Here is a 12,294-nt window from a genome sequence, read left to right on the forward strand (position 1 = left end):
AGGTAGAAAACTCGAGCTTTCGTTGTCTTTGCTTCATCGGTTCTCTTAGTAGACAACCAATACATTTGTTTGTACATGCAGAACTCTTAAATTTAAATCAATAGAAATCTTGAATTGGACAAGTCTTACTAATTGATTAACTAGCACACCAATAAGCTAGATTAATCAAGCAGACTCCTATAACAACACTAAAGATAAGGGGAATCCACTGAAACCCTGTAATCATGATGTTGCAACTCCTTTGAGTGTGGCGATCGCTAGCAAAAAGAACAGCGCCAGAATTAGCTGTTGTATTGTCACTTTCTCTCTGACTTACTAGCTAAAAAGATGACAACTGAAAAACTTATACTCTGAGCTAGTACAGCAAGAACAGTAAAAATCGACCAGAAATTAGCGTGCATTAGAGTTTCCTCAAAGACAAATCAGGATGAGCAGGCACTAGTTGAGTCCGCCTCATCTCCTAGCGCCAGTAAATCTTTGACAGATTACGTTGATTTTTATTCGCAGATTTCTATCAAGGAACGTCAGAAATCCGGCTTCTAGCTACTCAACCTTAGCCAAATGCTTTGGTGAGCTAGCTTAGTTTTAAGATTAAAGCTAAAAAATGAAGAAATTGTGGAGAGCGAAATTTAGTCGCTCCAGCCCAAGGCATCTGCTACTAGGTCAGCTAAAGTCATTGGATCGAAGGGTTTGACAATCATTGCTGTTAAACCTAATTCAGCAAATCGGTGGCGATCGGCAGCCTGCACTTTTGCTGTGAGCAAAATCACTGGAATATGCTGGGTGACCGGATTAGCCTGTAGCTTTTGAAAAGTAGCGATCCCGTCTAAATCGGGCATCATGATGTCTAGGAGAATGGCATCTAGCTCTTGGGAAGCGGCTGTGGCTAACGCTTCATTTCCTGAGGCAGCAGTTAATACTTCCCAACCGCCTAGCGCTTCGAGAGAGAGTTGGGCAACTTCCCGGATATCTTCTTCATCATCAACGATCAAAATTCGTCTGGCTGTCATGGTTACTGTCTTCCTTCCTGCCGCAAATAATCCGGTTGAGCAATTTAATCACTCGGCGTTCAAATTCCTCCGTTGTAATCCGCCCTTTAGTCAGAAACAAGGTCTGTCCTAGCTTCAAACGTTCTCGGTCGGAGTCGTCTAGGTCTTTGGCAGTGTGCACAACCAATGCCACTTGACACAGACGATTGTGTTGTCGGAGCCAGTCCACTACAGTAAAACCATTACATTCCGGCAGTACTAGGTCAAGTACCAGCAGATCGGGGATAACGCGCTGGCTCATCTGGATGGCTTCCCGTCCTGTCTGAGCGTGGTAGGTTTCGATGCCATAACGCTCAAACATGGAGATCAGTACTTGTGCTAAATCTAAATCGTCCTCTACAACTAAAACTCTAATATGCCGATCCGAGCCACTCAAAGCCCGCTTTAGAGCTTTGAATAGATGCTGCTCTTCTGGAGGCTTAACAATCCAGTCAGTTATTCCTGGATGCGGCACTTCTCTAGCATCCGGCAATAAACCACTCAGGATAATTATCGGAATTTTTTGAGTGTTCGGCTGCTGTTTGAGAATTGCTAAAGTTTCCCAGCCATGCATACCAGGCATCATCAGGTTCAGGAGAATTGCATCAGGCGGTTGCGCCACTGCCTGCTCGATCGCTGCCAGACCCGAAGCTACTGTTATTGCTCGGTAGCCCTGCTTTTCTAGCATAGCTTGCATCACATCTCGAATTGAGGGATCGTCATCGCACACTAGTATCAAGGGATTGCTAGGATCGGCGATCGCCACTGCTGATTCCGATGGCAGTACTGGCAGCGTAAAGTAAAAAGTACTACCCTCCCCCAGCTTGCTTTCAGCCCAAATTTCCCCGCCGTGATGCTGTACGATGCTACGGCAAATAGCTAACCCTAACCCAGTCCCGCCTTTTTTGCGCGAATCAGAAGCATCGACCTGCTGGAAACGTCCAAAAATCGTTTCCAGTTTATCAGATGGGATACCCCTACCCGAATCTTTTACCTGGAACAAGAGCTGACGGGAAGAATTTTGCTCCACTTGCTCGCTCTTGACAAGTTCAGCAGTCAGCCAAATGGTAGAGCCTTCAGGGGAGAATTTAATCGCATTACTGAGCAAATTCGTTAAAACCTGAATTATTCGGTCTGGATCAGCCCATAATCGGGTTGCTACGGGAGAAACTGATAAAGTAATTCCTGCCTTTTCAGCCATATCCCGCATGGTGTCTACTGATTGGATCATCAAGTTGGCTGCATCGCAGGCAAGCCTTGTCATAGTGACTTTGCCTGACTCAATGCGTTCGATATCAAGAATGTCGTTGATCAGGCGCACTAACCGATCTGTATTATTCACTGCAATGTCCAACATCCGTTGACCCTTTTGGGGTTGGGTGCTGAGTACGCCATTGGCTAGTAGACCTAAAGCACCGCGAATCGAAGTTAGGGGCGTGCGTAACTCGTGGCTAACTACGGAGACGAATTCATCCTTCAATCGTTCGATTTCTCGGCGCTCGGTGATGTCACGAGCAATACCGCGATAACCTTGAAAAACACCTTGGCAATCGAATACAGGAGAGCCACTGGTTTCCAGCACAACTAAATGACCATCTATGTGCGTCAGCGTTTTTTCCAGGCGGGTGAAAGGCTGTTGTGTAGAGATAAAGTAACTAACCACTTGGGCAAATCGTTTGGCTTCATTCACCGCCATTAAGTCAAAAGTACTCTTACCGAGAATCTCTGCGATTTCGTAGCCGAGAATTTCCGATGCTTTTGGACTGACGTAGGTGAAAATACCGTTGGCATCGATTTCCCATACCCAATCACTGGTTTGTTCAACGAGATTACGGAACTTCTCCTCGCTCTGCCGTAGCGCTTCCCCCACCCGCTTGCGTTCAGTAATGTCTTGGAAAAAAACTGATAGCCCCTTTTGATTAGGATAAGCATGTACTGCAAACCAGGTGTTAAGTGGTTGATAAAATTCTTCAAATTCGACACTGATGTGCTGCGATACCGCTTTGTGATATTCCTCGTAAAATTTAGAACCTACTGCTTCTGGCAACTCATTCCACAAATTTTTACCTAGTAATTCAGCACGCGATCGCTGTAGGTGTTGTTCTGCTTGCTGATTTAGGTAGGTAAAACACCACTGGCTATCAACAGCAAAAAAGGCATCTGTGATACTTTCGAGAATATTGGCGACTTGGTTGCGAGCTGCCTCTGCTTCGGCGCGTGCTGCCTGTTCGTGGGCAAACAGTTGCTTCCGTTCTTCCTCTACACGCTTAAAATCGTCGATGTCTGTATTCGTCCCGAACCAACTAGCGATCGCATCTTCGCGATCGCGCAGAGGTAAAGCGCGTCCTAAGTGCCAACGATAAGTTCCATCAGCCGCTCGCTGCAAGCGAAATTCAACTTCGTAAGGCTCGCCCGTTGCCAGGGAATCCTGCCAGCGCTCGAGACACTGCGGTATATCCTCTGGATGGATCTTTTCCTGCCATCCCCAACCGAGAATTTGCTCGCGGGTAGACGCGAAGTAGTCAAGGACGCGCTGGTTAACATAGCTGAGTTCGCCATTTGGCTGGGCAATCCACACTTGCTGGGGAATCGATTCGGCTAAAAAGCGGAAGCGCTCTTCGCTTTTTTGTAACGCCACTTCTGCTTGCTTGCGCTCGGTAATGTCCATCGTTACCCCAGTCATCCGCACCGCTTTGCCAGTTTTGTCGTAATAGACTTGACCCTTGCTCGCCACCCAGTGAAGAGAACTGTCGGGCCAGATAACGCGGAATTCAATTTCGTAGTCCGCCCCTGCTTGCACAGCTTGCGTCACTGCTTGATGAAGCCATTGGCGATCGTCGGGATGAACGCTGGCGAGGAAACTTTCATAGCTGCCACCAAAAGAGCCTGGGGTAAAACCGAAGTGTGCTTCCGTAGCAACAGAGTGAAACACTTTGTTGGTCAGAATATCCCAGTCCCACCTACCCATGTGAGCAGCTTCCAAGGCTAAACTTAGGCGCTCCTCGCTTTGGCGTAGCGCTGCCTCATGTTGTTGGCGCTCCGCGATCGCTGCTCGCTGTTCTAGCCAGTTTTGGCGTTCGCGCTTAACTCTCTCCCAGTAGTGGTGGAAAAAGTCAGCCAATTCTGGCTCGTCCCCCAGCAAAAAACTAAAATGCTCAATAGCTCGCTTGTCTGCTATATGTGCCACTTCGGGGTGAGCTTCCATCCAAACATGACATGTCTTTACGTAAGCAATGAAGGATACTAAGTGCTGGTAATTGACTGTACCCAGCAAGTGGCGCAACTGGGTGCGATAGTAATCAGCTACCTCTCCTTCCAAGGAGATAAAAACTGCACAGATGAGCAGGCTTTCTTCAATAGTTGAATTCCAATTTGACAAAACTGCCAACTGCCCAGAATGAGCAGCGAGTACCTGCAAATGAGCATTTATATCCCTTTGGTCTGGGGGAGGCGCTTCCAGCAGGTTCAACACTTCCCGTGCCCTCACCCCCAAGGGACGTAGGGAACAGCTATGACAAATCATGCAGTAGGGAATGGCACAGTAGCGCGAAAGGTACGCAGCCAGCTTTTCCTTAAATAGCGGCGACAGCGGATTGTTGACATAGGCAGAAAGCGTCTGTTGCCATAGATTTTCCAATACCTGTGGGTTTTGTTCTGCTGGGCTGAAGAAGGGTGGAAAAAAACCGAATTTTTCCTCGATTTCTGCCTTGATTTGCTCGCTACTTCGCATAAATTTAGACCTCCCTTCTCTAAGCCTGGCGATTTGCCGCATCAGCGCTTTTACTACTATTGTGCCGATCGCGTGCGATCTCCTATAGCTTGAGTCTGACGCGACGCCGCTTTATATAGCGCTGCTAGGTTAATACCGTCTTGGGGATATTGTGCCGCACCAGCACTCAAGGTCACTTGAAACTGAGTGCCGCCAAAAGCTGTAAACTTCTGCTGGTGTATAACCTCTAGGACTTCAGCTAGCCGCTTGACTCCATCAGAGTGCGTCATACCATACATCCCCAGAATAAACTCTGCTCCTCCCCAACGACCTACAACATCATCACTTTGAAAGTGTCGTCGCAGCAGTCCTCCCAGCCGAGACAGCACTGCATCACCACTAGTATGCCCGTAGCACTCGTTGATCTGTTTGAAGCGATCTAAGTTTAAGACAGCAAAGCAAAGTGGCTGTTGGTGGCGATCGCATAGCTCAAGAAACTGAGTCAGTTGTTGAGTTGACTTGCGGTAATTGGCAACTCCAGTTAAGGCATCAGTTTCCACCAAATTTCGCAGCAAACGCGATCGCTCTAAGCGATTGAGGATGCGGGTGACCAGTTCCGGTCCCACAATCGGTTTACTCACGTAATCATCGCCACCTGCGGCAAACACCTGCTGCATTGTATCTGCATCTGTATAGGCGGTGAGAAATAGGATCGGCAAACCACTCCAACGCATGTCAGCACGGACAGACTGGCACAAGTCGATTCCACTGATCTGGGGCATTTCTACATCCAAAATTAGCAAATCTGGTGCTACAACTTCCAGGTTATCCCAAAACTGCAAGGGGCTATCGAGAGTAGAGAGCTTGAACCCCCAAGGCTCTAGTAAGCTGTGGAGCGCAGTCAGCACTTGGGAATCATCGTCCACCACCATGATCGTCGCACTAGGGTGATCGCGCTGCAACAAAGCCGTAACTGCTTCTAGCACCTGAGTTGGAGTCACGGGCTTAGGTAAAAATCCTCGTCCGCCTAAACGCGCTACTTTGACTCGTTCGATTGCGCGATCGCGATCTGTAAGCACCAGGACTGGGACTGGAGGTGTGCAGGCATTCAATTCACAGAGCAGCGTTAAATTTTCCTCTGGAGTATTAGCAGAGAGATCCAGCAGTACTATATCGGGGCGATCTCTAGATATTCGCTCTCTGGCAAGAGTAGGAGTTGTAACTATTTTTGTTCGCATTCCCCAAATAGCAGCCTCAACGACCAACGCCTTAGCCAAGGACTTATCCCGCTCGACGATCAATAGCCAAGGTCGTTTGTCTGGTGACGACACCTCAGGTGTCTGTCCTGCGGTTGTTTGTTGCAACTCCTGACGCAATGCCACAATTAATTCAGATAAATGCAGCGTTTGGTTTCGATCTACCAGCTCTTTTGATTGAAAGAATTGTTCTATTTGTTGAGCTAGCCGTGAACCTTGGACAAAGCCATACATCCCTAGCGAACCTGCTAGCTTGTGAGCTTCCCGTTCTGCCGCAAATTGCAATTCATTGCTGAGTTGATTTTGTCGTAGTGCCGTCGTTGCTTGTTCGATTGTGGCTATGCGATGACTCAACTTTTCTTTGGTTCGCTCCCAGACTCTAGCAATCTCTACCAAAGTTTGCTGTTTTTGAGCAGGCGAGAGGCGATTGGGCACTACTTGCCTCTTGCGTGCCTTTTGTTGTTCTAATGGTTTCAGGCGGTAACCAATGCCATATATTGTCTCGATTGGATCTTCGGGGACTCCTGCTGCCTTCAGTTTTTGCCGTAACCCCTTCATATGGGATCTAATTGTGTCCTCTCCTGGCAGTTCTTCAAACGACCAAATGCTATCTAATATTGCACTACGGCTAAATATGCGCTGGCGATTGCGGAGGAAAAGTTCTAGTAGACTATACTCTTTTGGTGTCAAATGTAACGGGTGCTCGTCATATGTGACTGCAAAATTACTGGGGTCAAGACGCAGGTTTCCCCACTCCAGTAGGGGAGAAGAAGTCGAATTTCCCCGTCGCAGTAAAGCCCGGATTCGCGCTAGCAGCTCTTGCATCTCGAACGGCTTGACCACATAGTCATCTGCTCCAGCATCCAACCCCATGACTTTTTTAGTACTGCTGTCTTGGGAAGTCAACAGAATAATTGGCGATCGCTTGGGGTGCGATCGCCACCGCCGACAAAGGCTAATGCCGTCTAGCTTAGGAAGCATCACGTCGAGCAGAATTAAATCGTAAGCAAATGCCTCTGCTAGCTCCCAACCTGCTTGACCATCCGTAGCAACATCTATAGCATAGTGCTGGTCAGTGAGAGCTTTTACCAAAGCTTCAGCAATTAGCTCGTCATCCTCGACCAGTAAGATCCGCATAGTGAATTATTACCGCCGATTACCGAGATTTAGAAGATTAACTTAACAGGCACTGTTATGATAATCTCCTTCGCCAATCCTATCCTGGCTTAAGCAATAATTTGACCTTGATTTGCAAATATAAACACTTAAGGGTGTTAGAGGCTGTTTGAAAAGTTTTGAAGAGTCAAATTTTATGCTAATCGTCTCACCATGATCCGGATCATGGCAAGATAGATAAACGTCTGCGATGTTTCGGGCAATAGTTCATAGTCTCTAACCAATCGTCGGCATCCCATCAACCAACCAAAAGTTCGCTCAACGACCCAACGTTTTTTAAGTACGGAAAAGCCCTTGGTTTGCTGCGGTCGCAGAACTACATGCACAATCTAACGGCAAAAATTCATTACCCACTGCATGAATGGCTCTCCATCAAAGCCACCATCGACCCAAATAGTTGTCAATCGTGACTTTCTCTTACCCGCTGCTGATACTCAAATATACGCGATTTCCACTGCACCAGAGCATCGGCATCCATCACCAGTGCGTCTGCTCTGCTGTTACGGGTAGGCTGAATTATATTGTCTGCAAACAGGTTTAGTTGCTGGGGTTCCACAGTGCAATGTAATGAATCTGACCAGAGTCATGATAAAGCATCACCGGAAAGTGCGATCGCTGGTGGAACCATTCACAAAATGAATTCATAGGCTGAGATTGCGATCGCATACAACAAGAACCATTATCCCTTCAAACTATGTTCTACCGTTTGATATCAGGCTTCAGTTCAGTTTTGTTGAGTGGTGCAATTACCTTGCAATCTTCTGCTTTAGCTCAGTCGGCACCTACAACCCAGTTTCGGGATATAACAGGGGATATTTACGTTAATGAAATTGAGCAAGCTGTCGAATTAGGGATTGTAGCAGGATTTGAAGATCAAACGTTTCGTCCTCAAGCACCTGTAACCCGTGAGCAATTGGTGTCAATGGTACTTCGTGCAATGGTGCAAGTGCCATTAGAAAACAGATCCCAAAACATTAATCCGACTTTACCCGCTATTCCCACTCAGACCACGACCAACCCTTTTTCAGATGTAGACAAAACCCGTTGGAGTGCTACCCAAATTCAGTACTTAAAGGATTTGGGTATTATTCGTGGCTATCCTGATGGTACATTCCAGCCCACTCAAACCGTGACCCGTGCTGAATTAATTGTCATGCTAAAAACTGTCGAACGCTATTTAGTAAAGCTTCGAGGCAATTGGGATGGACGAAGAACATTCACGCAGCCCGTTCCGCTCAATTTTTCTGATATTCAAAATCACTGGGCAAAAGACACGATTATGGAGATGTCTGGAAACTGCCATACAGGACAGGTCGCAACATTTCTGAATGAAATGGGAACACAGTTTGCCCCAGATACAGCGGCTCAACGGAATTATGCAGCGGCAGCGATCGTGCGAGAAGTACGGTGTTTGAGTGTTCCTGCTATTTCATCCTAACTCACACTGCATGATAACTCGATCAGCAATCGGTAAGCCCGCTTCAGCCTTTTGCAGTCGAATTTGTTGAAAGCCTGCTGTCAGTTCAGATTCATCCAGAACATGAAACCCCAGTTTCCAGTAAAAAGGCGAATTCCAGGGAATATCTCGAAAGGTGGACAGGGATGCGATCGGGTAGCCTTTCGGATTAAGCATTATAAAAGTAATTTGTGGATTATTAACATCCCACACCCGTCTTAATAAATAACGATAAGACCCATCAATAATAGCGGTTATTTCCATATAAGTTATTCAAAAATCAACATTAGCTTAATAGCTAAAATAAATAATTTCCTGCGTTTAAGCATAACGAGAAAGTTAGTATAAATAGAAAAGGTAACTAATGATGACTCAACGAGAATTTCCCAATTGGGAAGCGCTCTATCAAGAACAAGCCGTTGAAACAATGCCCTGGTTGAATCCTAGCTTAGATCTAGATGTTGAAGAAGCCATCCTCAACCTTGAACTGCGCAATAGTTCAGTGCTAGATTTGGGAACAGGGCCGTGAACCCAAGCGATCGCGCTAGCCGAACGAGGATTCCAAGTGATGGCGACAGACTTGTCAGAGGCTGCCATTCGTCAGGCAGCAGCAAAAGCAAACCAGAAAGGATGAGAAATTTCGTTTCGGCAAGATGATATTCTTAACAGTCGTCTGGAACAATCCTTCGACTTGATTCTCGACAGAGGATGCTTCCACGTTCTGGCACCCCAAAGCTATGGGACTTATGTGCAAACAGTTGCGAACTTGTTAAAGCCAAAGCGCTACCTGTTGTTAAAATGCTTCTCTCAAGAGGAAACACGAGAACAAGGCCCTTACCGCTTTACCCCAGAGGAGATTCAGCAGATATTCAAAGAGCGATTTAATTTGTTTTCGGCTAAACAGACGGTTGAGCATGGCACACTCGATCCACTTCCCAAATCGCTCTTCTGCATCCTAGAAAAGCATAGGTTTCCTATAGAAGCAAGATAGATTAATCTCTTAAAAAAAATATATTTATGGTTGATTTATTAAGTAAATATTAACTTGTAGTGGCAGTTATAGTTTAACTCAAGGCTAGCAGATAAAAATGCAGAAATATACTTGGTTTCTCCTTTGTTTGAGTATGATAAATGGTATAGTTTGCCTGGATATTCAAAAAGTACAAGCATCTAGTCTTATCGTTAGACGAAATAAATTGCCCAATCAACCTTCAGAATCTCAAGGTGTGACAAGTCCACTATTTCGTATTGTCAAAAATGGCAAGTATGGTTTTATTGACAAAACTGGGAAGATAGTTATCGAGCCGCAGTTTGATTTAGCTTGGAGCTTTATCGACGAGCGAGCGCAGATTAAAATTAATGATAAATATGGGTATATCGAACCAACTGGAAAACTGATTATACCTCCACAATTTCGTTTAGCTTTTGCGTTCTCTAATAGACTAGCCTTAGTTGTAGTTAAAGACAAATATGGCTACATTAACACCAATGGAAAATTAGGAATTCAAACTCAATTTGAGGAAGCTTTAGCCTTTAAGAATGGGTTAGCAGCAGTTAAGATTGATGAGCAGTGGGGTTATATAGACTTTAGCGGTAAATTAGTCATTCAGCCGCAGTATGAAAAAGCTCTACATTTTAACGAAGGATTAGCAGCTGTAAAAATTAATAATAAATGGGGCTATATAAATTCTCAAGGGCATATAGTTATACAACCAGAGTTTGACGAAACTTTAGTTTTTTTTCAAGGTTTAGCAGCAGTTAAAATCGGCGATAAATACGGTTATATTAATAGATATGGACAGCTTGCTATCTCACCAAAATTTGATGAAGCTTGGGAATTTAATTTTAATTTAGCAGTAGTAAAAATCGGGAGAAAATGGGGTTATATTAATCCTCATGGTGAGATGTTAATTGCTCCTAAATTTGATAGGGCAACCTCATTTACTGAAGGATTAGCTGCTGTCAAACTTGATAATAAGTATGGTTATATTGATACTCAAGGTAAGATAGTAATTCAGCCACAATTTGACTTAGCTCTGAGTTTTACAAATGAACTGGCTTTAGTATATATTGATGGCAAGGTTGGATATATTAATAAAAGCGGAGAGTTTATTTGGTCTCCCAGCAATTAATCAAAGCATAAAACTTCTTTGTTTTATTACCTCACAAAATATTTTTGTAAGTCAAGCAGGTGCAGAATCAGCAAACAAACCCTTGTAAGCTTCAGCAGCTTCATTGCCAAAACCACCAGCTTGGGTATGGCGAAGCAACGATTGAATAATCGGTACAGCAATACTCACACCAAATAAGGAATTGAAGCCTGCAACTACCATTGGTGCCGACAATATAACTGTAAATTCTGGGAATAGAGCCAACACAGCCACTAAGACCACGTTTCAGTCCCCTTGCGGGGTAATAGGTTTTGGAAACAGCTCGGTGCTGAAACTTAACCAGAGCAAGCTTCCTGGTAAGCAGTTTGACGGATCGAAAATTTTGGTCATTTTCAGCCGCCCTTATTGCAAATTATTTGCATCTTCCTGAATATTTGAAACGCTGTAATTATTCATTTGTCAAGGTTCTGGCGATTTTGACAGATCCCCTAGGGTTTTCGCCCTCACTTCGACTTGTCAAACATCAGCCCACAAAAGTGTTTGTTTACCATTCGACCTCATGATTCGCGGATGAACTTGAAAGTATGATGGAGTGAAGAACACCTGAAATTAACTGTTTGGAGATAGTTGAGTGTGGTTCTGGGAAAAAGGCTTGATTGAGTATGAGATATTCAAAAAATACGAGCGAGCATTAGTTAGCATCGGCGTTAACTTTTCTTCTGATGAAGTCCAAAGCGCTCTGGAAGCTGGCATTTACGGGCTAGAGGATGCTTTAAGAAGCACAATTGATTACGTATTGTGGTTGCATCAAAATGAAAAGCAAATTTTCCCAAACGCCATATTAATTCGTGCCTTGCTTGAGCAGTGGAAACCAAAAGCATGGCGTGATGATTATTTGGAACTACCAATGTTGGAATCGCCAGTGCAAAGATGGTGGAATGCCGCAGCATCAATGTGGGAGTATGATACACGAAATCAACTTGTTGCTGATGTATTCTATGTTGACGGTAGAGAATTGATCAAATTTACCAATGGCAAAGGAATAGCGGTAGAGCTGCTTGGCGTTGGGAATGGGAACGAGTTCTCAAATATGCAACTAGTTGAGAGCGTTGGCTCACTGCTTACTCTTTACGAGCAACAACGTAGTAAATTAATTCCTCATGCCATACGCCCTGCTCGGTTTCTAGTGCAGCGATCTGATTGTCATAACTTGCTTTAATCTGGCGAATTTTTTCCGGTTTTAATTCCCGTAGCGGATTATCGATATGTAGCCAGAATTGACCATTCCATCTGCTTTGGGCTGTTTCTAAGCTCAGATAAGTTCCCAGTTGTCGAGGATGAATTTCGATTTGAGTAAAATTGGCTTGAGTTAATAGTTGTTGAATTCGCTCTGGCGTTCCTAATGGTTCATGCAGATTGGGTAGGGTGATTCCATGTTTTGCACAAGCTTCCATGATTGACAATGCTGAATATGAATCTTCAGACGAGCAGGTAAATGCGATGAATCCGCCAGATTTGAGAAAACGATACCAATTTTCGAGAACCTTAGGAATGTTGG

Annotated in this window: 11 protein-coding genes and 2 pseudogenes; 5 read left to right on the forward strand and 8 right to left on the reverse strand. The window is 45.0% G+C overall.

Annotated elements, in window-relative coordinates:
* Positions 1-629: 629 nt before the first annotated feature.
* The 5 genes and pseudogenes from BV372_RS17955 to BV372_RS36415 all read right to left on the reverse strand — a co-directional run bounded on the left by BV372_RS17955 (position 630) and on the right by BV372_RS36415 (position 7,725).
* Positions 630-1,010 carry a response regulator gene (locus BV372_RS17955; protein ID WP_086687861.1) on the reverse strand — a complete coding sequence of 127 codons (381 nt, stop codon included), beginning with the start codon at positions 1,008-1,010 and terminating at the stop codon, positions 630-632.
* Positions 982-4,758, reverse strand: coding sequence for a PAS domain S-box protein (locus tag BV372_RS17960; RefSeq protein WP_086687862.1), 3,777 nt, complete (start codon positions 4,756-4,758; stop codon positions 982-984). Before BV372_RS17960 ends, BV372_RS17955 begins: the two co-directional genes overlap by 29 nt.
* Positions 4,759-4,814: 56 nt before the next feature.
* The gene (locus tag BV372_RS17965; protein ID WP_086687863.1) at positions 4,815-7,130 is read right to left on the reverse strand and encodes a response regulator; all 2,316 of its coding nucleotides are present in this window, start codon (positions 7,128-7,130) and stop codon (positions 4,815-4,817) included.
* Between the two features lie 173 nt (positions 7,131-7,303).
* Positions 7,304-7,471 (reverse strand): annotated as a pseudogene (locus tag BV372_RS37715) (transposase); the annotation flags it as partial.
* A 98-nt stretch (positions 7,472-7,569) separates the two neighbouring features.
* The gene (locus BV372_RS36415; RefSeq protein WP_179198136.1) at positions 7,570-7,725 is read right to left on the reverse strand and encodes a hypothetical protein; all 156 of its coding nucleotides are present in this window, start codon (positions 7,723-7,725) and stop codon (positions 7,570-7,572) included.
* 138 nt (positions 7,726-7,863) lie between these two features.
* Here BV372_RS36415 and BV372_RS17975 point away from each other — a divergent pair, with 138 nt between their 5' ends.
* Positions 7,864-8,607 carry an S-layer homology domain-containing protein gene (locus BV372_RS17975; protein ID WP_086687864.1) on the forward strand — a complete coding sequence of 248 codons (744 nt, stop codon included), beginning with the start codon at positions 7,864-7,866 and terminating at the stop codon, positions 8,605-8,607.
* On the opposite strand, the gene BV372_RS17980 is transcribed toward BV372_RS17975, so the two are convergent.
* The gene (locus BV372_RS17980) at positions 8,599-8,889 is read right to left on the reverse strand and encodes a DUF1643 domain-containing protein (protein ID WP_086687865.1); all 291 of its coding nucleotides are present in this window, start codon (positions 8,887-8,889) and stop codon (positions 8,599-8,601) included. The two genes, BV372_RS17975 and BV372_RS17980, sit on opposite strands and share 9 nt — an antisense overlap.
* Before the next feature lie 100 nt (positions 8,890-8,989).
* Here BV372_RS17980 and BV372_RS37720 point away from each other — a divergent pair, with 100 nt between their 5' ends.
* The 3 genes from BV372_RS37720 to BV372_RS17990 all read left to right on the forward strand — a co-directional run bounded on the left by BV372_RS37720 (position 8,990) and on the right by BV372_RS17990 (position 10,757).
* Positions 8,990-9,154, forward strand: a complete 165-nt coding sequence (locus BV372_RS37720; protein WP_256973305.1) for a hypothetical protein — start codon at positions 8,990-8,992, stop codon at positions 9,152-9,154.
* Positions 9,155-9,283: 129 nt separating this feature from the next.
* Positions 9,284-9,616 carry a TPMT family class I SAM-dependent methyltransferase gene (locus BV372_RS37725; protein ID WP_256973308.1) on the forward strand — a complete coding sequence of 111 codons (333 nt, stop codon included), beginning with the start codon at positions 9,284-9,286 and terminating at the stop codon, positions 9,614-9,616.
* 97 nt (positions 9,617-9,713) lie between these two features.
* Complete coding sequence (locus tag BV372_RS17990) at positions 9,714-10,757, forward strand: WG repeat-containing protein (protein ID WP_086687866.1); 1,044 nt, start codon at positions 9,714-9,716, stop codon at positions 10,755-10,757.
* A gap of 51 nt (positions 10,758-10,808) precedes the next feature.
* Here the strand turns inward: BV372_RS17990 and BV372_RS17995 are convergent, their stop codons facing one another.
* A complete protein-coding gene (locus BV372_RS17995; RefSeq protein ID WP_256973307.1) occupies positions 10,809-11,018 on the reverse strand; it encodes a hypothetical protein in 210 nt (69 codons plus the stop codon).
* A 349-nt stretch (positions 11,019-11,367) separates the two neighbouring features.
* On the opposite strand from BV372_RS17995, the gene BV372_RS18000 reads away from it, so the two are divergent.
* The gene (locus BV372_RS18000) at positions 11,368-11,955 is read left to right on the forward strand and encodes a hypothetical protein (RefSeq protein ID WP_306298995.1); all 588 of its coding nucleotides are present in this window, start codon (positions 11,368-11,370) and stop codon (positions 11,953-11,955) included.
* On the opposite strand, the pseudogene BV372_RS18005 reads toward BV372_RS18000, so the two are convergent.
* A pseudogene (locus BV372_RS18005) lies at positions 11,858-12,294 on the reverse strand (methyltransferase type 11); the annotation flags it as partial. The gene BV372_RS18000 and the pseudogene BV372_RS18005 overlap by 98 nt on opposite strands.

The organism is Nostoc sp. T09, assembly GCF_002154695.1.
In the GTDB taxonomy this organism is placed as follows: Bacteria; Cyanobacteriota; Cyanobacteriia; order Cyanobacteriales; family Nostocaceae; genus Aulosira.

Coding starts and splice junctions, on each gene's coding strand:
- BV372_RS17975 (WP_086687864.1), top strand. CDS start 7,864: ATGTTCTACCGTTTGATATCAGGCTTCAGTTCAGTTTTGTTGAGTGGT.
- BV372_RS17965 (WP_086687863.1), bottom strand. CDS start 7,130: ATGCGGATCTTACTGGTCGAGGATGACGAGCTAATTGCTGAAGCTTTG.
- BV372_RS17980 (WP_086687865.1), bottom strand. CDS start 8,889: ATGGAAATAACCGCTATTATTGATGGGTCTTATCGTTATTTATTAAGA.
- BV372_RS17955 (WP_086687861.1), bottom strand. CDS start 1,010: ATGACAGCCAGACGAATTTTGATCGTTGATGATGAAGAAGATATCCGG.
- BV372_RS17960 (WP_086687862.1), bottom strand. CDS start 4,758: ATGCGAAGTAGCGAGCAAATCAAGGCAGAAATCGAGGAAAAATTCGGT.
- BV372_RS37720 (WP_256973305.1), top strand. CDS start 8,990: ATGATGACTCAACGAGAATTTCCCAATTGGGAAGCGCTCTATCAAGAA.
- BV372_RS17990 (WP_086687866.1), top strand. CDS start 9,714: ATGCAGAAATATACTTGGTTTCTCCTTTGTTTGAGTATGATAAATGGT.